The 24,997-nt window shown below is 68.2% G+C and carries 26 protein-coding genes; 10 read left to right on the top strand and 16 right to left on the bottom strand.

What is annotated here, in order from left to right; all coding sequences use genetic code 11:
• Window positions 1–26 precede the first annotated feature (26 nt).
• From C8D93_RS17415 to C8D93_RS17405, 3 genes are read left to right on the top strand one after another with little or no spacing between them, the layout of a single operon-like run.
• Window positions 27–590: a cytochrome b gene (locus C8D93_RS17415; protein WP_110266547.1), complete on the top strand. Its 564-nt coding sequence runs from the start codon at window positions 27–29 to the stop codon at window positions 588–590.
• Entirely contained in the window at window positions 587–1,150 is a 564-nt protein-coding gene (locus C8D93_RS17410; RefSeq protein WP_110266506.1) for a YceI family protein, read from the top strand. Before C8D93_RS17415 ends, C8D93_RS17410 begins: the two co-directional genes overlap by 4 nt.
• Window positions 1,151–1,191: 41 nt before the next feature.
• A complete protein-coding gene (locus C8D93_RS17405) occupies window positions 1,192–1,755 on the top strand; it encodes a YceI family protein (RefSeq protein WP_110266505.1) in 564 nt (187 codons plus the stop codon).
• A 70-nt stretch (window positions 1,756–1,825) separates the two neighbouring features.
• On the opposite strand, the gene C8D93_RS17400 is transcribed toward C8D93_RS17405, so the two are convergent.
• Together C8D93_RS17400 and C8D93_RS17395 are read right to left on the bottom strand one after the other, a co-directional pair.
• Window positions 1,826–2,281 (bottom strand): GNAT family N-acetyltransferase, encoded by a 456-nt coding sequence (locus tag C8D93_RS17400; protein WP_110266504.1) that lies wholly within the window; start codon window positions 2,279–2,281, stop codon window positions 1,826–1,828.
• A 40-nt stretch (window positions 2,282–2,321) separates the two neighbouring features.
• Entirely contained in the window at window positions 2,322–2,624 is a 303-nt protein-coding gene (locus C8D93_RS17395; protein ID WP_110266503.1) for a hypothetical protein, read from the bottom strand.
• Window positions 2,625–2,772: 148 nt separating this feature from the next.
• On the opposite strand from C8D93_RS17395, the gene C8D93_RS17390 reads away from it, so the two are divergent.
• Window positions 2,773–4,671 carry a M1 family metallopeptidase gene (locus C8D93_RS17390; RefSeq protein WP_170124085.1) on the top strand — a complete coding sequence of 633 codons (1,899 nt, stop codon included), beginning with the start codon at window positions 2,773–2,775 and terminating at the stop codon, window positions 4,669–4,671.
• 117 nt (window positions 4,672–4,788) lie between these two features.
• Entirely contained in the window at window positions 4,789–5,223 is a 435-nt protein-coding gene (locus C8D93_RS17385) for a hypothetical protein (protein WP_110266502.1), read from the top strand.
• On the opposite strand, the gene C8D93_RS17380 is transcribed toward C8D93_RS17385, so the two are convergent.
• The 6 genes from C8D93_RS17380 to aceE all read right to left on the bottom strand — a co-directional run bounded on the left by C8D93_RS17380 (window position 5,162) and on the right by aceE (window position 12,008).
• Entirely contained in the window at window positions 5,162–6,181 is a 1,020-nt protein-coding gene (locus C8D93_RS17380; protein WP_110266501.1) for an MBL fold metallo-hydrolase, read from the bottom strand. The genes C8D93_RS17385 and C8D93_RS17380 overlap by 62 nt on opposite strands.
• A 6-nt stretch (window positions 6,182–6,187) precedes the next feature.
• Window positions 6,188–6,787 carry a TIGR04211 family SH3 domain-containing protein gene (locus C8D93_RS17375; RefSeq protein WP_245903964.1) on the bottom strand — a complete coding sequence of 200 codons (600 nt, stop codon included), beginning with the start codon at window positions 6,785–6,787 and terminating at the stop codon, window positions 6,188–6,190.
• Between the two features lie 70 nt (window positions 6,788–6,857).
• On the bottom strand, window positions 6,858–7,301 hold the full coding sequence (locus tag C8D93_RS17370; protein ID WP_110266500.1) for an acyl-CoA thioesterase: 444 nt from the start codon (window positions 7,299–7,301) through the stop codon (window positions 6,858–6,860).
• A 4-nt stretch (window positions 7,302–7,305) separates the two neighbouring features.
• Window positions 7,306–7,506 (bottom strand): hypothetical protein, encoded by a 201-nt coding sequence (locus C8D93_RS17365; protein ID WP_110266499.1) that lies wholly within the window; start codon window positions 7,504–7,506, stop codon window positions 7,306–7,308.
• Window positions 7,507–7,551: 45 nt separating this feature from the next.
• Window positions 7,552–9,213, bottom strand: a complete 1,662-nt coding sequence (aceF, locus tag C8D93_RS17360) for a dihydrolipoyllysine-residue acetyltransferase (protein WP_110266498.1) — start codon at window positions 9,211–9,213, stop codon at window positions 7,552–7,554.
• A 119-nt stretch (window positions 9,214–9,332) separates the two neighbouring features.
• Window positions 9,333–12,008: a pyruvate dehydrogenase (acetyl-transferring), homodimeric type gene (gene aceE / locus C8D93_RS17355; protein WP_245903963.1), complete on the bottom strand. Its 2,676-nt coding sequence runs from the start codon at window positions 12,006–12,008 to the stop codon at window positions 9,333–9,335.
• A gap of 111 nt (window positions 12,009–12,119) precedes the next feature.
• On the opposite strand from aceE, the gene C8D93_RS17350 reads away from it, so the two are divergent.
• Both C8D93_RS17350 and C8D93_RS17345 read left to right on the top strand, forming a co-directional pair.
• A complete protein-coding gene (locus C8D93_RS17350; protein WP_110266496.1) occupies window positions 12,120–13,013 on the top strand; it encodes a LysR family transcriptional regulator in 894 nt (297 codons plus the stop codon).
• A 33-nt stretch (window positions 13,014–13,046) separates the two neighbouring features.
• Window positions 13,047–15,218: an acetyl-CoA hydrolase/transferase C-terminal domain-containing protein gene (locus C8D93_RS17345; RefSeq protein WP_110266495.1), complete on the top strand. Its 2,172-nt coding sequence runs from the start codon at window positions 13,047–13,049 to the stop codon at window positions 15,216–15,218.
• Window position 15,219: 1 nt separating this feature from the next.
• Here C8D93_RS17345 and C8D93_RS17340 read toward each other — a convergent pair whose 3' ends face one another.
• The 8 genes from C8D93_RS17340 to rpmH all read right to left on the bottom strand — a co-directional run bounded on the left by C8D93_RS17340 (window position 15,220) and on the right by rpmH (window position 20,983).
• A complete protein-coding gene (locus C8D93_RS17340) occupies window positions 15,220–15,750 on the bottom strand; it encodes an NUDIX domain-containing protein (RefSeq protein WP_110266494.1) in 531 nt (176 codons plus the stop codon).
• A gap of 44 nt (window positions 15,751–15,794) precedes the next feature.
• Window positions 15,795–16,655: an alpha/beta hydrolase family protein gene (locus tag C8D93_RS17335; protein ID WP_110266493.1), complete on the bottom strand. Its 861-nt coding sequence runs from the start codon at window positions 16,653–16,655 to the stop codon at window positions 15,795–15,797.
• The gene (locus C8D93_RS17330; protein ID WP_110266492.1) at window positions 16,633–17,073 is read right to left on the bottom strand and encodes a YiiD C-terminal domain-containing protein; all 441 of its coding nucleotides are present in this window, start codon (window positions 17,071–17,073) and stop codon (window positions 16,633–16,635) included. The genes C8D93_RS17335 and C8D93_RS17330 overlap by 23 nt, the downstream gene beginning before the upstream one ends.
• A gap of 43 nt (window positions 17,074–17,116) precedes the next feature.
• Entirely contained in the window at window positions 17,117–18,466 is a 1,350-nt protein-coding gene (gene mnmE, locus C8D93_RS17325; protein WP_110266491.1) for a tRNA uridine-5-carboxymethylaminomethyl(34) synthesis GTPase MnmE, read from the bottom strand.
• A gap of 79 nt (window positions 18,467–18,545) precedes the next feature.
• Window positions 18,546–20,222: a membrane protein insertase YidC gene (yidC, locus tag C8D93_RS17320; RefSeq protein WP_110266490.1), complete on the bottom strand. Its 1,677-nt coding sequence runs from the start codon at window positions 20,220–20,222 to the stop codon at window positions 18,546–18,548.
• Between the two features lie 11 nt (window positions 20,223–20,233).
• Complete coding sequence (gene yidD / locus C8D93_RS17315; protein ID WP_110266489.1) at window positions 20,234–20,509, bottom strand: membrane protein insertion efficiency factor YidD; 276 nt, start codon at window positions 20,507–20,509, stop codon at window positions 20,234–20,236.
• Window positions 20,464–20,826: a ribonuclease P protein component gene (gene rnpA / locus C8D93_RS17310; protein WP_110266488.1), complete on the bottom strand. Its 363-nt coding sequence runs from the start codon at window positions 20,824–20,826 to the stop codon at window positions 20,464–20,466. The genes yidD and rnpA overlap by 46 nt, the downstream gene beginning before the upstream one ends.
• 19 nt (window positions 20,827–20,845) lie before the next feature.
• A complete protein-coding gene (gene rpmH / locus C8D93_RS17305) occupies window positions 20,846–20,983 on the bottom strand; it encodes a 50S ribosomal protein L34 (RefSeq protein ID WP_110266487.1) in 138 nt (45 codons plus the stop codon).
• A gap of 179 nt (window positions 20,984–21,162) precedes the next feature.
• On the opposite strand from rpmH, the gene dnaA reads away from it, so the two are divergent.
• The 3 genes from dnaA (at window position 21,163) to recF (ending at window position 24,989) form a co-directional block, all read left to right on the top strand.
• Window positions 21,163–22,491, top strand: a complete 1,329-nt coding sequence (gene dnaA / locus C8D93_RS17300; protein ID WP_110266486.1) for a chromosomal replication initiator protein DnaA — start codon at window positions 21,163–21,165, stop codon at window positions 22,489–22,491.
• A gap of 251 nt (window positions 22,492–22,742) precedes the next feature.
• Window positions 22,743–23,843 (top strand): DNA polymerase III subunit beta, encoded by a 1,101-nt coding sequence (gene dnaN, locus C8D93_RS17295; protein ID WP_110266485.1) that lies wholly within the window; start codon window positions 22,743–22,745, stop codon window positions 23,841–23,843.
• A gap of 66 nt (window positions 23,844–23,909) precedes the next feature.
• A complete protein-coding gene (recF, locus tag C8D93_RS17290) occupies window positions 23,910–24,989 on the top strand; it encodes a DNA replication/repair protein RecF (protein ID WP_110266484.1) in 1,080 nt (359 codons plus the stop codon).
• Window positions 24,990–24,997: the final 8 nt, after the last annotated feature.

Raw genomic sequence — 24,997 nt, 5'->3', positions numbered from 1 at the left:
CGTCTGCGATCCCGACCGGACCGATGATGACCCGCACCGAAGAGACCGCGCGCTATGGCGCGACCGCCCTGTGGCTGCACTGGCTGATCGCGGTGCTCGTCGCCGCCGGCTTCGCGGTGGGCTTCTACATGGTGGATCTGAAGATCTCGCCGACCAAGCTCCGGCTGTTCTCCTATCACAAGTGGATCGGCGTGACGATCTTCGCGCTCGCCGTGCTGCGCGTGGCCTGGCGCCTGTACCGGCCGCCGCCGCCGTTACCGGCGTCGATGCCGCTCTGGCAGCGGCATGCTTCGGTAGTCTCGCACCGCCTGCTGCTGTTGCTGATCGTCGTCGTGCCGCTGTCGGGGTGGCTGATGAGTTCCGCCAAGGGTTTCCAGACCGTGTACTTCGGCGTGCTGCCGATTCCCGATCTGCTGGCGAAGAATGCCGACCTGGGCGAACGGCTGGAAGTGCTGCACGAAGTCCTGAACACATCGCTGCTTGCGGTGGTCACACTGCATGTCGCCGCAGCCCTCAAGCACCATTTCGTCGACCGCGACGGCGTGCTGTTGCGCATGCTGCCGCGACTGCCCGACAGGAGAGACCGATGAGCCCCACGATCCGCTGGTCCGCCGCAATGCTGCTGGCCACGACCAGCCTCGCGGCATGGAGCGCCCCGCGCGCACTGGTCGCTGCCGACAGCCGCATCGCGTTCGCCGTCAAGCAGATGGGCGTCGAAGTGACCGGACAGTTCGAACGCTTCGACGCGCAGATCGACCTGGACACCGACGATCCGACGGCATCGACGGCGTCGGTGACCGTGGACATCGGCAGCCTGACCACCGGCGATGCCGACGCCGATGCCGTGGCGCTGGATACGCCCTGGCTGAACCGGTCGGCGTTCCCGCAGGCGACGTTCACCAGTCATGCCGTGCGTCGCGTCGCACAGGACCGTTTCGAGGCAACCGGCACGCTGGCGATCCGCGGCGAGCCGCGCGAGATCACCGTGCCGTTCGAGACCGCCGCGCAGGCGGACGGCAGCACCGTGGTCCGCGGCAGCTTCAGCGTGCGCCGCGCCGACTTCGGCATTGGCGGCGGCGAATGGAACGAGGGCGACCTCGTCGACAACGAAGTGCCGGTGCGTTTCTCGCTGCGGCTCGCGGCGCCCTGACCCCCTCCTCCCCACGACCCGTCTTCCCCAAGGAGAGATCCATGAAGAACCCGTTTCTCGTCACCGCGCTGTGCGCCCTCAGCTTCGGCGCCGCTGCCGCCGACACCTACGTGATCGAGCCGACACACACGTATCCGATGTTCGAGATCAGCCACCTGGGCTTCTCGACGACGCGCGGCGGCTTCGACAAGACCGAGGGCACCATCGTCCTCGACATGGCGAAGAAATCCGGCTCGGTCGACATCACGATCGACGCGACCTCGCTGTCGACGCCGGTGCCCAAGCTCGACGCCCACCTGAAGAACGAGGATTTCTTCGACGTCGCCAAGTACCCGACGATCACGTTCAAATCGGACCAGCTCGTGTTCGAGGGCGAGACCCTCACGTCGGTGACCGGCGACCTGACGATGCATGGCGTGACCAAGCCGGTGACGCTCGCGGTCACGCACTTCGTCTGCAAGGATCACCCGATGACGAAGAAACCGCATTGCGGGGCCGATGCCGAGGCCACGATCCAGCGCAGCGAGTGGGGCATCAGCACGTATTCGCCGGCCGTCGGCGAGGACGTGAAACTGAAGATCCAGGTGGAGGCGACCCGCCAGTAAACGCCCGGGCGGACCGGGCAGGCACGTCCGGTTCGCCCGCCTTCCTCGCGCCGACCTGGGCCTGTTGGCGCTACAGCGCGCGCGTCATGAACAGGCTGTACGGGTCCTCGACATACGGCGCAAAGGGCCCACAGAGGCTGAAACCGAAACGGGTGTAGAGCCGTCGCGCCGGCTCGAAGGCCGGGTCCGATCCGGTTTCGAGGCTCAGCCGCGCGTAGCCGCGGGCCTGCGCCTCTTCGATCAGGCGCGTCAGCAGGGCGGCGGCGACGCCGCGCCGCAGGTAGGCGTCGGCGGTCCGCATCGACTTGATCTCGCCGTGCGCGGCGTCGAGCGCCTTGAGTGCGCCGCAGCCGAGCAGTTCGTCCTTCTGCCACGCGCACCACAGCGACACCGACGGATCGGCGAGCTGCTCCGGCATCAGCGCATGGATGCTTTCCGGGGGCGAGTACGCCTGCATGCGGCGGCGATGCGCGCCGAGCAGCGCATCCACCGCGGGGTCGAGAACCGAGCCCGGCCGGATGTCCATCGCTTCCGCGCCCGCCGCCGGTCTGCGAGCTGCCGCGGGTCTACTGGAACTTGCCGCCGACGATGCGGCCCTGCTCGTCAAGATGGGCGAAATAGCGGCTGTTGTCGAAGCGCAGCTCCTTGGTCGCGATCTGGCCCGGCAGCACGAGCGTCACGTCGGGGTAGGTCTGGCGGAACGCCTCCGGCGTCGGCCGCGTGGCGATGAAGGCCTCGAAGGCGGAGACGTCGGTGACCTTGCCGGCCACGGGCTGCGGCGCCGAAGCGTTCATCGGAAAACCTCCCTGGCAGGCCACAAGCGCGAGCGTGGCGGCCAGCAGCGTGGTACGAACGACGGGAATGCGCATGGGCTCTCCGGGGGCAAGGCGGTCGACAGCGCCGATTAGATCATGCTCGCGCCGGACGGACACGTGATCCAGGTCCGGGAACTGCCCTCAGGAGACGGCCGTCCGGCTTGGCTATGATCCGCGGCTGTTCCCGACGGCTGTCCCGACCATGACCCGTACGCTCTGCCTCACCGTGATTGCCCTGATGATGACCGCCTGCGCCACCTCCGAACCGGTACGCACTCCCGCATCGCCCGCTGCCCCGGCCACGTCGGTGGCGACGGACCCGCACTCGTATGCCAACACGACGGCGTTCGGGACCCGGCATTTCGAGCTCGACCTCGACGTGGACTTCGACCGGCGCGTGCTGTCCGGACACGTCGTCCTGCAACTCGACCGCCGCGACGCGCAGGCCGCAACGCTCGTGCTCGACACGCGCGATCTCGACATCCGCGCCGTTTCCGTGGGCACTGCCGACGGGGCGCTGACACCCACCGCGTTCTCGCTGGATGCACGCGACCCGGTGCTCGGCTCGGCACTGCGCATTTCGCTGCCGCCGCCTGCCGACACGGTGCGCATCGACTATGCGACGCAGCCGCAGGCCTCGGGCCTGCAGTGGCTGACCCCGGAGCAGACGACCGACAAGCAGCACCCGTTCCTGTTCACGCAGTCGCAGGCGATCCATGCGCGCAGCTGGATTCCGCTGCAGGATACGCCGCAGATCCGCAGCAGCTTCGAGGCGCGCATCCGCACGCCCAAGCCGCTGCTGGCCGTCATGGCGGCAGAGATGCAGGCCGATCCTGCGCGCGACGGCGACTATCGTTTCGAGATGCCGCAGCCGATCCCCTCGTACCTGATCGCGCTCGCCGTCGGCGACCTGCGCTTCCAGGCGATGAGCGAGCGCACGGCGATCTATGCCGAGCCGTCGGTGGTCGCGCGCGCCGCCGCCGAGTTCGAGGACACCGAGGCGATGATGCAGCGCTCGGAGGCGATCTACGGCCCGTATCGCTGGGGCCGCTACGACCTGCTGATCCTGCCGTCGGCATTCCCGTACGGCGGCATGGAGAACCCGCGGCTGACCTTCGCGACGCCGACCGTCATCGCCGGCGACAAGTCGCTGGTGTCGCTGGTCGCGCACGAGCTTGCGCATTCGTGGTCGGGCAACCTCGTGACCAATGCCAGCTGGGGCGACTTCTGGCTCAACGAGGGGTTCACCAACCACCTGACGTACCGGATCATGGAAGAGATCTTCGGTGCGGATCGCGGCGCACAGGAACGCGCGCTCGGCGCCAACGATCTGAAGGAAACGCTCGCGCGGCTCACCCGCGACGACGACAAGACCCTGCTCCCCGACCTCGCCGGTCGCGATCCCGACGACAACGTCACCGACGTGCCCTACGAGCGCGGCGCACTGTTTCTCGCCTATCTCGAGGACCGCTTCGGTCGCGACACCTTCGATGCCTTCCTGCGCAAGTGGTTCGACGCGCACGCGTTCCAGAGCGTGACCACGCCGCAGTTTCTGGCCTTCCTCGACCGCGAGCTGCTGCAGCCGAATCCGGGGATCGTCAGTGCCGCACAGATCGATGCCTGGCTGCGCTCGCCGACGATGCCGGCGGACACGGTGTGGCCGCAATCGGCGGCCTTCGCGCAGGTCGACGCCGAGCGCAGCCGCTTTCTGGGCGGCAGCGATACGGCGCAGCTTGCGGTCGACGGCTGGAGCACGCGCCAGTGGCAGTACTTCCTCGACGGCATGCCCGAGCAGCTCGACGCCGCGCAACTGCAGGCGCTCGATGCCGCCTTCGACCTGTCCTCCGGACGCAACGCCGCGATCGCCACGCGCTGGTTCTGCATCGTCGCGCGCAACACCTACGCACCGGCCTACCCGCAGATGGAGCAGCACCTGAAGTCGATCGGCCGCATGCTGCTGATCGTGCCGGTCTATCGCGAGCTGGCGAAGACCGAGGACGGGCGCGCGCTGGCGCGCCGCATCTACGAGGAGGCGCATGCCGGCTATCACCCGATCGCGCAGGACGCGATTGCCGGAGTGCTGGGCTCGAAGGACGCCTGATCCGGGCAAATCGCCTGCAACATTGAGAGACGGGTCACAGCGGCCCCCGCAATAGGGGGTGCGCAGCGGGGCGCCGCCGGTCCATGCTGGCGGCGTATCCGTTCGAGGTTGTCAGGGATGAGCGACACCGCGCGACTGCGCGAGGACTTCCAGACCGAGCTGCGCGGCCTGCTCGACGCCATGGCGCGCGCGACGAGCGGCCTGGCGCCCGGTCCGCGGCGCCTGCTGGTCGGCGTCGAGGCCTTCTGGGAGGCGTGCTATCGACGTCGCGACGCGGCGGAGCGCATCCTGCAGTCGGCCCGAAACCTCGACAGCGAGCAGGATCTCGCGCGTCGCGCGCTGATTCTCGAACGCCTGCTCGCCAGCGAGCTGCGCGCCTGCGGCGTCGTCGCCGCCGAGACGCTGGCCCCGGATCTGGCCGCGGAGATTGCCGCAGTCACCCGCGCCGAATGCTTTGCCGCGCAGCGCCTGCCGGCGCTGCGACGCCGGCTCATCGGTTTCGTCGAGAGCCGGACGGGACTGCCGTCGCTGTGGACGGCGGTGGCGGCGTAACGGCGATCGGCTGCGCCAGCGCCGGCGTGCGCACGCGCAGTCCGCTGCGCCGCGACAGCGCCTCGAGCAGCGGCGCCAGATTCACCACCACCGGCATCGGGCGCAGCGGCGCCGACAGCGGGCGCGTGAAATCGTCCCAGTGGCTCAGCACGACCTCGCGCGCACCCACGGGGTCGACGACCTCGCGCACGTAAGCCTCGGCGTCGCCGACCAGCGCGGCGCCGAGCACGATGGTGTCGGCGTGCACGCCGGCCAGCGCGCCGGTGACGAAACCGGCGCTGCCGTGATGCAGTACCGTTCCGCGCGGATGGGTGACCAGGATCGAGTACGTGCCGCCCTGCCGGTAGTCCAGGTAGCGCGCGGGCGGCACCAGCGGCGTGATGATGTCGCCCGTCGGTGCGCCGCCGGTGGCACCGGCGTGGCGACTCTCGATGAAGCGCACGGTGAACGGGCCGAGATCGAGCGAGGCCCCGTCGGCGATGTCATGCAGTCGTGCTTCGGGCAGTCCCGCACCGCGCCCGATCTGCAGGGTGCTGGATGATCCGACGAGCATCGCGCCGGTACGGCGCGCGACGGCGCCGGCGTCCATCGCATGATCGTAGTGCGAGTGCGACACCAGCACGCCGTGCAGTCGCTCGATCCCCGCATGCCGCAGGCCCTCGGCGATGCGTTGCGGGTCCGGCGCGATGGGCGCGTTGCGCAGCAGCGGCCCGTATCCCGGGGGACGGCTGAAGAAGGGGTCGATCATCAGCGCGTCGTCGCCGTGGCGCATCAGCACCGCGGTCACGCCGAACCAGGTCAGCGTGAGTGCGTCGGCCGCCGGTGGTTCGGTGCGCACGAGCACCGCGAGCCGCTGCGCATCCTGTGCCGGTCGCCACCACAGCAGCCACGCACCCGCCGCTACGGCGAGCAGCACCAGCACCGCAACCGACCCGGCGATCGCCCGGCGTCGGCGCATCGGCAACTAGAAGTCGCCCCAGCGGCGACGTCGGCTGCTGCGCAGCATCCACGGCAGGATCAGGCCGAACAGCGTACCCGCGCCGACGAGGGCCGCGCCGGTGAGCATCGTCCGCCGTCGTGCCTTGTGCTCGTTGAAGCGCTGCTCGGCTTCCTGTGCGCTGCGCTGCAGGGCGTCGATCTGCTCGCGCAGCTGGTCGTTCTCGCCGGCGAGCTCGAGCGCCGGCCGAGCCTGCGCCAGCGAGGACTGCGCATCGGCGAGCTGGGCTTCGAGTTCGCGGATGCGGCTGCGCGCGTCGGCGAGTTCCCGGCGCACGCCATCGAGCAGGTCGCGCGCGGCCGGCTCGTCGCTCAGGTAGCGCGCCGTGACCCAGGCTTCGCGACCGTCTTCGGTGCGAATGCGGGCAAAACTCTGTTCGCCGAGCGATTCGAGCAGCGTGACGCGGTCTCCGCTCTTGATCGTGCCGAGGTAGGTGGCGTCGTTGGCAGGGCCGTCGCGTAGCGTCAGCGAGATGACATCGCTGACGTATTGGGTGCGTTCCTGTGCGTGGACAGGGGCCAGCAGAACAGACAGAAGCAGCAGTGTAGGGGGGAGAGAGGACTTCATGGCGGGCGGAGTCTAGCAACGCAGCCGCGCCGACAACACCCGCAGCGCACAATGAATCGGCCGTGCAGCCTCAGCGTGACGACGAGGCGAGCCAGCCCGCGTGGTCGACGCGGGCGGCGATACCGGCAAGAACCGCCTCGCGGACCGGCCCCGGAACGGGCTTCTTGCCGTTGGCGTCGATCATGACGTAGACGGTCTCGGAACGCGCGAGCAGCGCGTCCTCGCCGGCACGACGGAATTCGCAGGCGATCGTGAACGAGCTGGTGCCGACCTGCAGGCCGTGCACGCGCACCTCGATCACGTCGTCGAAGCGCGCCGGCGATTTCCACTCGGTGGTCTGCCGCACGAGCTGGTAGTCGAAGCTGCCGTCGACGAGGCCTTCACCGAAGCCGAGCGCACGCAGATACTCGGTCACGGCCAGATCGGTGTAGTCGCCGTAACGCGCATTGAAGACCACCTTCTGCGCGTCGCACTCGCCGTAGCGCACACGCAGGAAGTAGCGGAAGTCGCCCATCGGCTCAGTGCACCTTGCGCGACTTGCCGGCGAGCCGCTCGGCATCCGGCTGCGCCTTGACGCCGCCGCCGTGCCCGTCGCGCGGCCCGCGACCGCCGAACGACCAGGGCTGCGGTTTCTGCAGAGGCTGCTTGAAGGGCCCCTTCTTCGCCGGCGAGGCGGCCGGTGTCGCCGCTTTCGGCGTGTCCTTCTTCCTGGCGTTCATACGTGCATCCGGTGACGGCGGCGCATTCTACGCCGCCGCCGCGTGCTACAGCAGCAGGCGGCGCACGTCGGCGAGCAGGCGCGACAGATGGACGATGAAGCGCGCCGCGTAGGCGCCGTCGATGACCCGGTGGTCGTAGGACAGCGACAACGGGCACATCAGCCGCGGCTGGAAGGCCATGCCATCCCAGACCGGCTTCATGAGCGCGCGCGAAACGCCGAGGATGCCCACCTCCGGCGCGTTGACGATCGGCGTGAAGTGGCTGCCGCCGATGCCGCCGAGCGAAGAGATCGAGAAGCAGCCGCCCTTCATCTCGTCGGGCTTGAGCTTGCCGTCGCGTGCCTTCTTGGCCAGCGCAGCGCATTCGGCGGACAGCTCGGCAATCCCCTTGCTCCAGACGTCGCGCACGACCGGCACGACCAGGCCGTTGGGCGTATCGGCGGCGAAGCCGATGTGGCAGTACTGCTTCATGATCAGGCTCTCGCCGTCCGGCGACAGCGAGGCGTTGAACTCGGGATAGGACTTCATCGCCACCGCGACCGCCTTCATCAGGATCGGCAGCAAGGTCAGCTTGGGTCCGCCGGCGGCGGCGAGTTCCTCGCTCTGCTGCTTGCGGAAGGCCTCCACTTCGGTGATGTCGGCCTCGTCCGTCTGCGTCACATGCGGCACGTTGAGCCAGCAGCGCGACAGGTGCGCCGCCGACAGCTTGCGGATGCGCGCCAGCGGCTTGGTCTCGATCGCGCCGAACTGCGAGAAGTCGACCGCCGGAATCGGCGGAATGCCGGCACCGCCGGCGCTCGTGGCTGCCGCCTTCGACGGCGCGGCCAGCCGCGTCCTGACGAAGCCCTGCACGTCCTCGATGACGATGCGTCCGCGCGGACCGCTGCCCTTGACCTGCGCAAGATCGACGCCGAGTTCGCGTGCGAACTTGCGCGTCGCCGGGCCGGCATACGGCACCTCGGTCGATGCCGGAGCCGGCGACGCGGTGCTGTCGGCGGGCTTCGCCGCCCTGGGTGCTTCGCTCGGCGGGGGAGGCGGCGCCTCGGCGGGTGCGAGCCGGGCCGCCGGCGCGGCCGTTGTCTCCTGGGCCGGCGCGTCATCGCCCGGGCCAGCAGCGTCCAGCACACACACCGCATCGCCCTGCGACACCTTGTCGCCGACCTTCACCTTCATGCCGCGCACGGTGCCGGCCGCAGGCGACGGCACTTCCATCGTCGCCTTGTCCGATTCGAGCACCAGCAGGGGCTGGTCCTTGTCGACCGTGTCGCCGTCGGCGACGAGCACCTCGATCACCGGCACGCCGGCGTAGTCGCCGATGTCGGGGATCTTCACGTCGACGTTGCCGCCGCCGGTCTTTGCTGCCGCGGGCTTCGACGCCGGCGCGGGTTCGGGCGCCGGCGGCTGCGGCTCCGGTTTCTCGGGCGGCTTCTGCGGATCAGCTTGCGGCGCCGCGGCCGGCGCGTTCGCTTCATCGCTTTCAAGGGCGCAGATGACCATGCCCTGGGAGAGCTTGTCGCCGACCTTGATCTTCAGGTCACGGACCATGCCTGCCGCCGGCGCAGGCACCTCCATCGTCGCCTTGTCGGACTCGAGCACCAGCAGGGGCTGATCCTTTTCGACGGTATCGCCGTCGGCCACGAGAATGTCGATGACCGGAACATCGGTGTAGTCGCCGATGTCCGGAACCTTCACTTCGGTCTTGCTCATTGCTGATCTCTCCGCAAAGCCGTCCGTGCCGCGATCTCATGCTTCATCGATCCTCCCCGCACCGGCCATCCGGACCGCGTGTCCGCCGGGCGCAGATCGCCATTCAGGGCAGTCCCCGCTCAGCTCGCCCAGGGAGCGCCGCGGTTGGGCTTGATGCCGTAGATCTTGATCGCCTGGGTCACACGCTCCGCCGGCACGAGCTTCTGCTCGGCCAGGGCCTTGAGCGCCTTGACGACGATCCAGCGGCGGTCGATCTCGAAGAAATCGCGCAGCGCCGGACGATTGTCGGAACGACCGAAGCCGTCCGTGCCGAGCACATGGTAGGACATGGGGACGTACGGCCGGATCTGCTCGGCGTAGGCACGGATCGAGTCGGTGGAGGCGATCGCCGGACCGGTCATGCCGCCGAGGCATTCCTGTACGTAGGTCTTGCGCGGCTTGTCCTGCGGGTGCAGCAGGTTCCAGCGCTCGGTCTCGCGCCCGTCGCGCGCCAGTTCGTTGAAGCTCGGCACGCTCCAGACGTCGCTGGTGACGCCCCATTCCTCCTTGAGCAGATCCGCGGCGGCGATCACCTCGCGCAGGATGGACCCCGAGCCGAGCAGCTGCACATGGGCTTTCGCGGCCTTGTCCTCGGACCGCAGCAGGTACATGCCGCGGATGATGCCGCTCTCGACCCCGACGGGCATCGCCGGGTGTGCGTAATTCTCGTTATATAGCGTAATGTAGTAGTAATTATCACGGTGCTCGACATACATCTCGTGCAGGCCGTGCTGCAGGATGACCGCGAGCTCGTAGGCGAAGGCCGGGTCGTAGCTGCGGCAGTTCGGCACCATCGCCGCCATCACCAGGGAATGCCCGTCCTCGTGCTGCAGGCCTTCGCCGTTGAGCGTGGTGCGGCCGGCGGTCGCCCCCAGCAGGAAGCCGCGCGCGCGCATGTCGCCGGCGGCCCAGCACAGGTCGGCGACGCGCTGGAAGCCGAACATCGAGTAGAAGATGTAGAACGGCAGCAGCGAGACGCCGTGGTTCGCATAGCTCGTTGCCGCGGCGATCCACGAGGACATCGCACCGGCTTCGGTGATGCCTTCCTCGAGCACCTGGCCCTTGATGTCCTCCTTGTAGAAGGCGAGCTGGTCCGCATCCTCCGGGTTGTACTTCTGGCCGACGATCGAATAGATGCCGAGCGAGCGGAACATGCCCTCCATACCGAAGGTGCGCGCCTCGTCCGGCACGATCGGCACGACGCGCTTGCCGATGGCCTTGTCGCGGCACAGGGTCTGCAGCAGCTGCACGAAGGCCATCGTCGTCGAGATCTCGCGCTCGCCGGAGCCGGCGAGAATCTTCTCGAACACCTTCAGCGGCGGGATCTCCAGCGTCTCGTTGTTCGGCCGGCGTTGCGGCAGATAGCCGCCGAGCTTCTCGCGACGTTCCTTGAGGTAGCGGATCTCCGGCGAATCCTCGGGCGGCCGGTAGAACGGCGTGTCGGCGATCTGGTCGTCCGAGATCGGGATCTGGAAGCGGTCACGGAAAGCCTTGAGCGCCTCCTCGCCCATCTTCTTCTGCTGGTGAGTGACGTTCTGGCCTTCTCCGGCCTCGCCCATGCCGTAGCCTTTCACGGTCTTGGCGAGAATCACCGTCGGGCCGCCGGTGTGCCTGGACGCCGCGGCATACGCCGCGTAGATCTTGTGCGGATCGTGGCCGCCGCGGTTGAGGCGCGCGATGTCCTCGTCCGACATCGTGCTGACCAGACGCTCGAGTTCCGGATACTTGCCGAAGAAGTGTTCGCGCGTGTACCTGCCGCCCTTGGCCTTGTAGCTCTGGTACTCGCCGTCGACGGTCTCGTTCATCGCCTGCAGCAGCTTGCCGGAACCGTCCTGGGCGATCAGCGCATCCCACAGCGCGCCCCAGATCACCTTGATGACGTTCCAGCCGGCACCGCGGAACACGCCTTCGAGTTCCTGGATGATCTTGCCGTTGCCGCGCACCGGGCCGTCGAGACGCTGCAGGTTGCAGTTGACGACGAAGACGAGGTTGTCGAGCTTCTCGCGTGCGGCGATGTCGATCGCACCCAGCGATTCCGGTTCGTCCATCTCGCCGTCGCCGCAGAAGCACCAGACCTTGCGGCCGGCCATCTCCTTGAGGCCGCGGTGCTCCAGATACTTCATCAGCCGCGCCTGGTAGATCGCCATGATCGGCCCGAGACCCATCGAGACGGTGGCGAACTGCCAGAAGTCCGGCATCAGCCAGGGATGCGGGTAGCTCGACAGGCCCGGCTGCAGCGCTTCCATGCGGAAGCGCTGCAGCTGCTCCTGCGTGATGCGGCCTTCGAGGAACGCACGCGCATAGATGCCCGGCGTGCAATGGCCCTGGATGTAGACCAGGTCGCTGCCTTGCGAATGGTCGGGGCCTTTCCAGAAGTGGTTGAAGCCCACGTCGTAGAGCGTCGCGGCCGACGCGAAGCTCGCGATATGACCGCCGATGCCGGCGTGTTCGCGGTTGGCGTTGACGACCATCGCCATTGCGTTCCAGCGGATGATCGAACGGATCTTCCACTCGAGTGCGTGATCGCCCGGCGAACGCTCCTCGAGGTGCGGCGGAATCGTGTTGATGTACGCGGTGTTCGCCGAGTGCGGGATATGCGCGCCGCTGCGGCGCGCCTTCTCGGTCAGCGTTTCGAGCAGGAAATGCGCACGCTCGGGACCGGCGCTCTGCAACACCGCCTGCAGCGCTTCCAGCCATTCGCGGGTTTCGAGCGGATCGGTGTCGGTGGACACCGACGGCGGTAGGGCTTGATTCACGGCGAACTCCTCCGCGACGCATGCTGGGCGCCGGACCGACAATGTAGACCTCAGCCGATTCATACGTCCAATATATGAAACCCTGATTCATGATCTATTCTGAGTATCGAAATGGAACTGCGTCATCTGCGCTACTTCGTCGCCGTGGCCGAAGCGCGGCATTTCACGCGGGCCGCCCGTGCACTGGGCATCGGCCAGCCGCCGCTGTCGCAGCAGATCCAGGCACTGGAGCGCGAACTCGGGACCGCGCTGTTCGAACGCCGGCCGCGCGCCGTGGCGCTGACGGCGGCCGGCGAAGCACTGCTCGAAGACGCGCGGCGCATCCTGCGTGATGCCGAGCGGGCGGCCGAACGCGTACGCCGCGTGGCCCGCGGCGAAGCCGGCCGGCTGCGCGTGGGCATGATCAACTCGGCGCCGTTCCACCCGCTGATTCCGCGCGTGATCCGCGAGTTCCGCCGCGCGCATCCACAGCTCGCGCTGTCGCTCGACGAGGGGCCGACGCCGATGCTCGCGGCGGCCGTGCGTGACGAGGTGCTCGACGTGGCCTTCGTGCGTCCGCTGCTCGGCGCCGAACCGGGGCTTGCCAGCGAGGTCGTCGCCGACGAGGACATGGTCGTGGCCCTGCCCAGCGGCCATCCGCTGGCGAAGAAAGGGCCGGTGCCGTTGCTGGCGCTGTCGATCGAACCGTTCGTGCTGTTCCCGCGCGCGGTCGGTGCGGGTCTGCACGACGAGATCGTCAGCGCCTGCCGCATCGCCGGTTTCTCGCCGCGGATCGTGCAGGAGACCTCGCAGGTGACCTCGATCGTCAACTTGGTGGCCGCCGGCCTGGGCGTGTCGATCGTGCCGGCGTCGATGCAGCAGGTGCACAGCGACGGCGTGACCTATCGCGCGATCCGGCGGCCGGCGCCCAAGGCGCGGCTGTCATTGATCTTCCGCGATGCCGACCGCCATACGCCGCAACTCGCACGCCTGCTGACGCTGACGCGCAAGCTGGCACGCGCATAATCGCACCGACGTTTCCACCGGAGCCGCCGACAGATGGAGCCCAAGCCGCAGCGCCTCGCCGACGTCGATGCCGCCGTAGACCGGATCATCGAGGCCGTGGGCGCGAAGATCGTTCTCGGCCTGCCGCTGGGCCTGGGCAAGCCGGTGGAACTGGTCAACGCGCTGTACCGGCGTGCACGGCAGGACCCGTCGCTCCATCTGCGGATCCTCACCGCGCTGTCGCTCGACAAGCCGGTGGGTTCGAGCCGCATCGAGCAGGCCTTCCTCGATCCCTTCGTCGCGCGCGTCTTCGCCGGCGTGCCGGACCTGGACTATGCGCGCGATCTGCGCGAGAACGCACTGCCGGCCAACGTCGAGGTCTGCGAGTTCTATTTCCGGCCGGGCTCGATGCTCGGCAACGCGCATGCGCAGCCGCGCTACATCAGCAGCAACTACACCCATGCCGCGCGCGACGTCTTCGAACAGGGCTGCAACGTCGTCGCGCAGTCCGTCTGCGCGCGCGGCGAGGGCGCGGAGCAGCGACTGAGCCTGTCGTGCAATCCGGACACCGGTCCGGAGCTGCTGCAGATGCTGCGCGCCAGCGGCCGTCGGCACGTCGCCGTGGCGGTGCTCAACCAGAACCTGCCGTACATGGCGCACGATGCCGAGGTGTCGCCGGACGAGTTCGACATCGTCGTGGACGATCCGCGTTACACGACGGCACTGTTCCCGACGCCGAAGATGGCGGTGACCGCAGCGGACTATCACATCGGCCTGTACGCGAGCAGCCTGGTGCGTGACGGCGGCACGCTGCAACTCGGCATCGGCAGTCTCGCCGACGCGATCGTCCATGCGCTGATCGAGCGGCACGCGAACGGCGCCGGATACCGCGACGCGCTCGCGACCATCGGGGCGCTCGATCGGCACGGCTCGCTGATCGAAGGGATCGGCGGCACGGGCCGTTTCGAACAAGGCCTCTACGGCGCCACCGAAATGTTCGTCGACGGTTTCTGGCAGCTGATGCGCGCCGGTCTGCTCAGGCGCCGCGTCTACGACTTCTGGGCCCTGCAGATCCTCATCAACGAGAACCGGTGCGATCCGGAGGCGCTGACGCCGGCGGTGCTCGACGGCTTCGAGCAACTGGGCGTGCGTGTGATCCGCGGCAAGGACTTCGAGGTCCTGCAGCATCACGGCTTCTTCAGCGACGCGACGCGCTACGACGACGGCCACCTCATCGCGCCGGACGGCGAACGCGTCACTGCCAATGTCGCCAACCCGGCGTCGCGCGCGGTGATGGCGCGCTGCCTCGGACGACGCCTGCGCAACGGCATCGTGCTGCACGGCGGCTTCTTTCTCGGACCGGCGGACTTCTACGAGGGCCTGCGACAGATGAGCCAGGCCGAGCGCGACACGATCTGCATGACCGGCGTCGAGAAGACCAACCAGCTCGACCTCAATCCGCGGCTGTACCGGGCCCAGCGCCGCGATGCGCGCTTCATCAACACCGGCATGATGGCGACGCTGTCGGGCGCCGTCTGCTCGGACGGCCTCGACAACGGTCAGGTCGTCTCCGGCGTCGGCGGCCAGTACAACTTCGTCGCACAGGCCCACCAGATTCCCGGCGGACGCTCGATCCTGATGGTGCGTGCGACGCGCGAGGACAGCGGCGGCGAAGTCACCAGCAACATCGTCTTCAACTACGGCCACCTGACGATTCCGCGTCACCTGCGCGACATCGTCATCACCGAATACGGCATCGCCGACCTGCGCTCGCAGACCGACGACGCCGTCGCCAAGGCGCTGATCTGCATCGCCGATTCCCGCTTCCAGGATGCACTGCTGGAGCAGGCGCAACGCGCCGGTAAGCTCGAACGCGGCTGGACCGTTCCCGACGCCTGCCGCGACAACACGCCCGAGCGTCTCGAACGCCAGCTCGCGATCCTTCGCGCGCAGGCGCCCGAGGGGCAGCGATATCCGCCTTTTCCGTTCGGCTGCGACTTCACCGACGAGGAACTCGTGCTCGGCAAGGCGCTGAAGGCCGTTGCGCGCCGCGCGAAGACCACGCCGACGTGGAAGCTGATCGCGACCCTGCTCGGGCGCGAACTGCGCGGCACGCCGGACTCGGCGACCCCCTATCTGCGGCGCGTCGGCCTCGACCGGCCGGCGACGATGCAGGATCGGGTCGCGCGGGCGCTGCTGATCGACGCGCTGGCGGCCGAGGCCTGACTCAGCTTCTCGGCCGCGCCGGCATCTCGATCGGTTGCGGATCGAAACCGCGCGCGCGCAGCCAGTCGCGCAGCGCCAGTCCGGTGGCTGCCGGCCAGTAACGCGCCTGTTGCGGCGCCACGCGGATGTACTCGGCGAGTTCCTCGCCGAGACGGACCTCGCCGCTGGCCGGAACGTGATAGGCAATGATCAGCTGGTTCATGCGCTCGAAGGTGTAGTGGCCGATCAGCGTCGCCGTGTCGCCCTTCAGGCCCAGCTCCTCCTCGACCTCGCGCAGCACCGCTTCGTGCGGGATCTCGTTGCGTTCGAGAAATCCGGTCACCAGACCGAAGAAGCGGTAGGTCCACAGCTTGTTGCGCGCCAGGATGACCTCGCCGTCGTGTTCGACCACCGCGGCGACGACCGGCGTCGGGTTGTCCCACCAGACGAAACCGCATTGCGTGTCGGGACAGGCCTGGCGCGGAAAACCGCCCTCCGCACGGGGCTGCAGGGCTTGGGCGCAACGCGGGCAGTAACGGTAGATCGTGGTCATGCGGCGGGCTCGGTGTCGCCGGCATGGTAGCCGCGTTGCGGCCCTCAGCGCAGGTCGTTGCGCTGCATCCAGTCCATCGCCGTGCCGACGAGTTCGCCGATGCGCGGATCGTGGACGCCGCGCAGATGGCCGCCCGCTTCGTCGATGCGTTCGATGCGCGCGTCCGAAGCCTGCAGCGCCGACCACAGGCTCGCGGTCGCCGCCCGCGGAATCAGCTCGTCGTCGCCCGCGACGATCATCAGCGCGCGCTGCTGTCCGCCGAGTCGCGAGGCCGAACGCTCCGGTGCCGGCAGGCACAAACCCCAGGTCAGCAGGTTGGCCAGACCCTGCGCCGGCCAGCGCAGCCAGCCGGCGCCGCGGCGCTCGGCGGCTTCGGCAAGCTGGTGGCCGATCACCTCGCGGATGCGGCCGAAGCCGTGAACGATCACCAGTCCGGGCAGCGCCAGTTCCGCGGCGGAGATCGTCGCGAACGGCGCGCCCAGGCTCGCGCCGACGATGGTGATGCGTGCGCCGTCGACATCCGCACGATCGCGCAGATGTGCGCTCAGCCGCGCGATGCCCTCGAGGGTCTCGTCGATGCCGCGCGCCATCGCCGGAACGTGCGCGAAGCTGTCCGGGAACACGAACCGACGTGGCGGATCGAAGGGATAGTCGAAGCTCGCGGCAACGACCGGCGCAGCGGCGGGCACGGCATCGAGCACCGTCGCCGCGCCGCGGAAACCGCCGAACAGCATGACTGCCGGCAGCGGCCCGTCGGCCTGCACCGGACGGCGGATTTCGGCGCTGATGCGGCGGCCGCTGTCGAGCGTGAAGACCACTGTTTCCGACTGCCGCGCGTCCGTTGGCGCGGCTGCCAGGCACAGCAGCGCGAGCAGGCCCGCCTCAAGTCGGCGGCAGCGCCACATAGCTGGCCCGGACCCGCACCGCTTCGCCGGCCCCCTGCAGACGGCTCTCGACCTCGATGCGCGCGCGCCGTCCGCGACGCAAGGTGTCGACGAAGCGCGGCCAGACATCGGTCGGCAGTGCGCTTTCGGCGACGAGTTCGCCGCGAACCGGTTCGAGATAGTCGAGTTCGACGTGACGCACGACGAGGCTCGGCGTCAGACCGGCGTCCTCGAGACTCATATGCAGCACGGTCCAGCCGGCGAGGATGCCGATGGTCGCCAGACTGCCGCCGAACGCGGTGCCGTGATGATTGAGGTTCGGTTCGAGCGGGGCGACGAGACGCACGCGACCGTCACCGGCTGCCGCGACGCGGATGTCGAGCGCCTTGGTCAGCGGGATGCTGCGGCGGAGGAAATCGGTCAGTTCTGCGGCGCGCATGACGCGCTAGCTTATCCGCGAACGATGCGTCCCGGCGCCGGTGTCACTTGCCGATGCAGAAGCGCGAGAACACGGCGCCGAGCAGATCCTCGCTGGTCACGCGACCGGTGATTTCGCCGAGGGCGTCATGTGCGAGGCGCAACTCCTCGGCGGCGAGTTCGGCGTTCGCACCCTCATGCAGCCGCTGTTCGGCATCCACCACGAAACCCAGCGTCCGTCGCAACGCGTCGACGTGGCGCGTGCGTGCGGAGAATGTGGTCTGTGTGCGCTCGCCGAGTCCGGCGACGCGGTGCAGTTCGCGCACCAGCCGGTCGATGCCGTCACCGGTCGCCGCGGAAAGATGCAGATGGACGTGGCCGTCGCGCTCCTCGCGAGCGGCGGCGAGGCCGTGCAGGTCGCACTTGTTGTGCACGATCAGCCGCGGCAGATCGGCGCGCAGACTCTGCAGCAGCGCCTGGTCCCCGGTGCCGAGATTCGCGCCGGCATCGCTGACGAACAGCGCCAGCTCCGCGCGATCGAGGGCCGCCCGTGCGCGGCGCACGCCCTCGCGTTCGACGGTGTCGTCGGTGTCGCGCAGGCCGGCGGTGTCGATCAGCGTCAGCGGCAGCCCGTCGAGATCGAGATGTTCGCGCAGCACGTCGCGCGTGGTGCCGGCGATGTCGGTGACGATCGCAACGTCGGCACCGGCGAGCCGGTTGAGCAGCGTCGACTTGCCGACGTTGGGCCGACCGGCGAGGGCGACGACCAGTCCGTCGCGCAGGCGCCGGCCGCGACCGGCCTCGGCGAGCAGCTGCTGCAGTCCCGTGCGCAGCGTTTCGACGCGCGCATGCAGCTTGCGGTCGGCGAGCCAGTCGATGTCCTCGTCGGAGAAGTCGAGCGCACCCTCGACATGGACGCGCAGTTCGAGCAGCGCGGCGGCCAAGGTCCGGACACGCTGCGACAGCGCGCCGTCGAGCGAGCGCCGCGCGGCACGCGCCGCGTCGCGCGTGCCGGCGTCGATCAGGTCGGCGATCGCCTCGGCCTGCACGAGGTCGATGCGATCGTTGAGAAAGGCGCGCTCGGAGAACTCGCCGGGCCGCGCGACACGTGCGCCGTGCCGGCAGGCCGCCTCGACGAGCGATTGCAGCACGACGCTGCCGCCATGACCCTGCAGTTCGACGACGTCCTCGCCGGTGAACGTCGCCGGCGCGGCAAAACACAGCACCAGGCCCTGGTCGATGCCTTCGCCGTCCGCATCGCGGAAGGCTCGCAGCGCCGCTTCGCGTGGCGCCGGCAGCGGGCCGGCGATCCGCTCGGCGATCGCGAACGCCTGCGGCCCTGACAGGCGCACGATGCCGATGGCGCCGCGGCCTGCAGCGGTGGCGATCGCGACGATGGTGTCGGTGACGCTCATGCGGAGGTGTTTGGCCCGCCATCCATGGCCGGGCAGTGTGCCACTTCCGTTACCGCGTTCCGCTTGGGGCGGGCCGACGCTAGCGCTTGGCGACTTTCGCCGCTTCTTCCCGGTCCAGCTTGCGCGTGATGTACCACTGCTGGGCGATGCCGATCAGGTTCGACGTGAACCAGTAGAGCACCAGGCCCGACTGGAAGAACGCGAAGAATGCCGTGAGCATGATCGGCATGATGTTCATGATCTTCTGCTGCATCGGGTCCATCACCTGCTGACCCGAGATCTTCTGCTGCACGAACATCGAGACGCCGAACAGCACCGGCAGCACGAAGTACGGGTCTGGCGACGTCAGATCCTGCAGCCACAGCGCGAACGGCGCCTGACGCAGCTCCACCGATTCGAGCAGCACCCAGTACAGCGCGATGAACACCGGGAACTGCACCAGCAGCGGCCAGCAGCCGGCCAGCGGATTGAAGCCCTCCTTCTTGTAGAGGTCCATCATCGCCTTCTGCAGGCGTTCGCGGTCGTCGCCGTAGCGCTCCTTGATGTCCTGGATCTTCGGCGCGAACTTCTTCATCTTCGCCATCGATCGGTACTGCGCTTCGGACAGCTTGTACATCGCCGCCTTGACCAGCAGCGTCAGCAGGATGATCGCCACGCCCCAGTTGCCGGTCAGCGCGTGCAGCTTGTCGAGCAGCCAGAACAGCGGCTCCGAGATCGGCGTGAGAATGCCGTAGTCGAGCGTCAGGTCGAAGCCGGGCGCGACCTCGGTGACACGGTCCTGCAGCTTGGGTCCGAGATACAGACCGGTCTCGAAGCGCGCACTGGCACCAGGCTCGATGGTCTGCGCGGCGCCGACGGCCTGGGCCATGTAGCCCTGGCCGGATGCCGGCCTGGCGGAGTAGGTCGCGGGCTGGTCGGCCGGCGGCAGCACGGCGGCGACGAAGTAGTGCTGCAGCATGGCGATCCAGCCGCCCGGCTGGCGCTTCTCGAAGGCATCGTCGGCGAGATCGTCGAGCTTGGTCTTGGCGAAGCGGTAGTTGCTGCCGCCGTCCTTCTGCTCGTAGAAGCCCACGCCGGTGAACGTCGCGACGAACGGCGGTTCGTCGCCGGCCTTGAACACGGTCCGCACCAGCCGGGTGTAGGGACTGGCGACGACGGCCTCGTCGGCGTGGTTGTCGAGTTCGTGAATCAGCTCGACGCGATAGTCGCCGCGATGGAAGCGGTAGATCTTGCGCGCGAGGTAGCCGGGTGCGGCGTGCTCCAGCACGACGTCGAGCTGCTCGGCACCGTCGGCCAGCCGGTAACTTCGCTGTGCGGACGTGAACCGCGAGTGGTGCGTGACCAGCGCCTCGCGCGTGCCGGCAAGCCCGCTCTGCAGCACGAACAGACGTCCGGCGCGATCGTCGAGCAGGGCCAGCGGCGTGTCCGGCTGATCCTTGGAGACGGGAAACCCGGGCAGCTCCAGGCGACGCAGCTCACCACCGTCGAGCGCGATCTCGGCGCGCATCACGTCGGTCTCGACGCTGATCCGGGCACCGCCCGGAGCGGCTGCCTCGCCGCTTGCCGGCGCGGGATCGTGCAGCGTGGCCGTCGGCACGTCGCCCGCCGCCGGGACGTCGTCGACCGGCACCGCGGCCGCGACATCCGGCGCCGGTGCCGGCGTGGCGGCGATGACATAGTCCTTCTGCCAGGCCTGGTACATGAAGAACAGCACCACGCCGAGCAGCGCGATCAGGATGAAGCGACGGTTTTCCATGATGGGACGGTTCAGGCGTGTCGGCAGTCGGAATGCGGCCGGCGGGCGTCGGGATGATCGGGCACCGGATCGTAACCGCCGGGGTGGAGCGGATGACAGCGGGCGAGACGGCGCAGCGCCAGCCAGCCGCCACGCAGCGAGCCGTGCCGGCGGATGGCCTCGGCCGCGTAGTGCGAACAGCTGGGATAGAAGCGGCAGCGCGGACCGAGCAGCGGGCTCAGCAGCAGCTGGTAGCCGCGGATCAGTCCGAGGAGGAGCCTGGCGAAGACGCCGCGATGCGTTTCCACAGTCGCTCCAGGCTACGGTCGAGTTCGGCTGCCGGAATGCCGGCGCAGCCCGGCCGCGCGAGGATCACCAGATCCACGGCCGGCAGCTGCAGCTGTTGCAGACGGAACGTCTCGCGGATCTTGCGCTTGATGCGGTTGCGCTGCGTGGCGAGCGGAACGGACTTCTTGGCGATGGCCAGTCCGAGGCGCGGATGGCCGAGGTCGTTGACGACACAGGCCGCCGTCAACCAGCGATCGTTGTGGCGCTTTCCGCGCTTGAGCGCGGCCTGGAACTCGCCGGGCTTGAGCAGGCGGGCGCGCCGGGGAAAGCGCGCCATGGGTCACCGGTAGTCCCGTTTACGGGGCCAGACGCTTGCGGCCCTTGGCGCGGCGACGGGCCAGCACGAGACGGCCACCCTTGGTCGCCATCCGCGCGCGGAATCCGTGCGTGCGCTTGCGGCGCAGCTTCTTGGGCTGATAAGTGCGCTTGGACATGACATCACCCGCCGGTCTTGAGCTTGCAAAAAGGGCGCGGAGTTTAGCGACTGCCGAAGCGGCGTTCAAGCACGGTGCGCAGCGGTCTGTGGATAAGCCGGGAACGAAGTCTTAGACTGCACGCCTGATGCGCGCGGCGCCGCGCACCGTTCACCCGGTGGTTTCCGATTACATCCCAAATGCTCGAAGAGGATCTCTGGGCGCAGTCCGTGCGCTGGCTGGAAGGCGAACTGCCGGACCGCGACGTCAATACCTGGCTGCGTCCGCTGCAGGCCGTCATCGAGGACGGACGCCTGCTGCTGCTGGCGCCCAACCGGCTCGTGCTGCAGCGCGTGCGCGACCAGTTCCTGGCTCATATCGAGCGGGCGGTGCAAGTGGTCGGCGGTGCCGCGGCGCCGCTGGTCGAGCTGCGGGTCGGTGCCGCGGAGGTGCGCAACGGGGCGATGGCGCCGGCCGCGGTCGTCGGCGAGGAGATCCAGGTCCCGCCGGTGTCGGGCAAGCTCAACCCCGACTACACCTTCGCCAATTTCATCGAGGGCAAGTCGAACTCGCATGCACGGGCAGCCGCCCAGCACGTCGTCGAGACGCCGGGCGGCGCGTACAACCCGCTGCTCATCTATGGCGCCTCCGGTCTGGGCAAGACCCACCTGATGCACGCCGTGGGCAACGCGATCGTCCAGGCCAACCCGCGCGCGCGCATCGCTTATCTCGGCGCCGAGCAGTGGATGAACCACTTCACCGCGGCCATCCGCCACGGACGCACCGAGGAGTTCAAGAACCTGTACCGCTCGGTGGACGCGCTGCTGATCGACGACATCCACTTCTTCGCGCACAAGGAACGCACGCAGGAAGAGTTCTTCCACACCTTCAATGCGCTGATCGACACGCGCAAGCAGATCGTCCTGACCTCGGACCGCTACCCCAAGGAAATCGACGGTGTCGACGAACGGCTCAAATCGCGATTCACCTGGGGGCTCTCGGTGGCCGTCGAGCCGCCGGATCTGGAGACGCGCATGGCGATCCTGATCGCCAAGGCCGAGGGAAACCACGTGCAGTTGCCCAAGGAAGTGGCCCTGTTCGTCGCCCAGCGCGTGCGCTCCAACGTCCGCGAGCTCGAAGGCGCCCTGCTGCGCCTCACCGCGAGTTCGCGGCTGCGCGGCGAGGCACTGAGCGTCGAGTTCGCACGCAACACGCTCAAGGATCTGCTCGCGGCCTACGAGCGCATGGTGACGATCGACAACATCAAGCGCACGGTGGCGAGCTACTACAACATCCGCGTCGGCGACCTGAATTCGCCGCGCCGCACGCGCTCGCTGGCGCGCCCCCGGCAGGTGGCGATGGCGCTGGCCAAGGAGCTGACACAGCACAGCCTGCCGGAAATCGGCGAGGCCTTCGGCAAGGATCACACGACCGTGCTGCATGCCTGCCGCAAGATTTCCGCGCTGCGTCAGGACGACCTGAAAATCCGGGAAGACTATGAAAACCTGCAGCGTCAGCTCGGGGCCTGAGGCGCACTGGACAGCTTGTGGGCCGCAGTGCGGCCTGCCTGCGGACAGTCGCCGGTACAAGCTGTGGACAGTTTCGGCGCCCAACTTGTCCACAGGCGTTGCGGCGGCGGAACCAAGGGTGAAGCAGGGTCGGATGTCGTTGTTTGTTTATGATTTAAAAGGCTTTATTTGACTTGTTCACGATGGGGGCCACAGCATATTGCTGTTAGCTTTCTATAAGTCCTTTCAACATTCAAAGACGTGGTGAGCCCATGAAACTGCAAGTGGGGAGAAACGAGCTTCTGTCGGCACTGTCGGCCGTCATCGGTGTCGTCGAGCGCAGGCAGACCCTGCCGGTGCTGTCGAACTTTCTGCTCGAACTCAAGGACGACGAACTCGTCGTGACCGGAACGGATCTGGAGATCGAGCTGCAGGCACGGGCCCGCGTCCAGAACCTCGCGCCGGGTCGTGCAACCCTGCCGGCACGCAAGCTGTTCGACATCTGCCGGGGTCTGCCGGAGGGCGCCGAGATCAGCATCGACGCCGGCAGCGAGAAGGCCCAGCTCAAGTCGGGTCGCAGCCGGTATTCCCTGGCGTGCCTGCGTGCCGAGGAATTCCCGGCGATGGGTCGCGTGGACGACGGTCGCACGCTGACGCTGCAGCGCCGGCAGCTCAAGACGCTGATCGAGAAGACCCAGTTCGCGATGGCGCAGCAGGACGTGCGCTACTACCTCAACGGGATGTTGCTGGAGGTCTCGCCGCAGCGCGTCCGCAGCGTCGCCACCGACGGCCACCGTCTGGCACTGAGCGAGATCGACCTGGAGACCGGGTTCGACGCGCCCAGCCAGGTGATCGTGCCGCGCAAGGCGGTGCTCGAACTGCAGCGCCTGCTCGATGCGAGCGAGGACAGCGTCCAGGTCAAGATCGGCGCCGGTCAGATCGAGGCCGACCTGGATGCGGTGCGCATGACGTCCAAGCTCATCGACGGACGCTTTCCGGACTACGAGCGCGTGGTTCCGGAAGGGGGCGACAAGCGCCTCGAGGCGGACCGCGAAACGGTGCGCCGCGCCCTGGTGCGCACCGCGATCCTGTCGAACGAGAAGTTCCGCGGTGTGCGCCTGAGCCTGGATGGCGACAAGCTCACGCTGCAGACGCACAACCCGGAGCACGAGGAAGCCGAGGAAGAGCTGGAAGTCGGCTTCGAGGGTTCGGCGATCGAGATCGGTTTCAACGTGAACTACCTGCTCGACGCCCTGGGTGCGCTGGATGACGAGCGCTTCGTGATGGAACTGAAGAACGCCGACTCCAGCGGTCTGATCCACGGTGCCGGCGACGGATCGAGCAAGTACGTCGTGATGCCGATGCGCCTGTGATGGGCGCATGGCCGGGCCGGGTGCCGAGGGTCGCAGGGGAGCGGCGGACCAGGGACAGCTGAGCGCATGCGGCTGCTAGAACTCAGAGCCGAGAACTACCGTCTGTTTCACGAACTGAGCCTGCAACCCCGGTGCAGGCTCAGTTTCGTTTTCGGCGCCAACGCGGCAGGCAAGACCAGCCTGCTCGAAGCGATCTACACCTTGGCGCGTGGCAAGTCTTTCCGTGGCAATGCGCAGTCGGAGCTTGCCGGTTCGTCCGGTGAGCGGCGCTGGCTGGTGACCGGCCGGGTGAGCACGACCGAGGACGGGAGCGCGCATCGGCTGGGTGTGGAGTGGCGCGACGGCAGCACGCAACTGCGCCTCGACGGTCGCGACGCCAGCAGCCTGGACCTGCTCGACGCGATGGTCGTGCAGATTCTCGAACCGGGCATGCACCGCGTGCTGCAGGACGGGCCGACCTACCGGCGCAGCTTCATCGACTGGGGTGTGTTCCACGTGGAACCATCGTTCATGGGGATCTGGCGTCGCTACCGCCGCGCGCTGCGACAGCGCAACCAGCTGCTGCGCCAGGGGCGCAGCGATCGCGAGATCGCCGCGTGGGAGCCGGAACTCGCGGATGCCGGGGAACGGCTTACCGCGCTGCGCCAGGATCATCTGGGCCGGATCGGTCCTGCCGTGGGGCAGCGCATCGAGCGGCTGCTGGACGAGGGGGCATGGCAGTTCGAGCTGCAGTCCGGATGGACGCGCGGCCAGAGCCTGGCCGACACCCTCAGGCGAACCCGCGCCACGGACCGGCGACTCGGCACGACGCAGGTCGGTCCGCACCGGGCCGAGCTGCGCATCCGGGCCGGCGATCAGGGCATCAAGCATCGCATCAGCCGCGGTCAGCAGAAGTTGCTGATCGCGGCGATGCTGCTGACCCAGAGCGAAACCGTTGCAGAGGCCAGTGGCCGACATCCGATCCTGCTGATCGACGACTTCGGCGCGGAGCTAGCCGAGCACTTTCAGCGCGCACTGCTGGGCGAGTTGCAGCGCTATCGCGGCCAGGTTGTGGCCACCGCGTTCGAGCGCAGCGGGGTGCTCGAACGGATCGACGACGCTTCGATGTTCCACGTGGAACGCGGTCGGCTGCGCAGCTTGGACTGACGCCACTG

The organism is Sinimarinibacterium flocculans, from assembly GCF_003201205.1.
GTDB classification, from domain to species: Bacteria; Pseudomonadota; Gammaproteobacteria; order Nevskiales; family Nevskiaceae; genus Solimonas; species Solimonas flocculans.
Note: the sequence above shows the minus strand (reverse complement) of the source record. Positions and strands in the feature narration are given on the sequence as shown.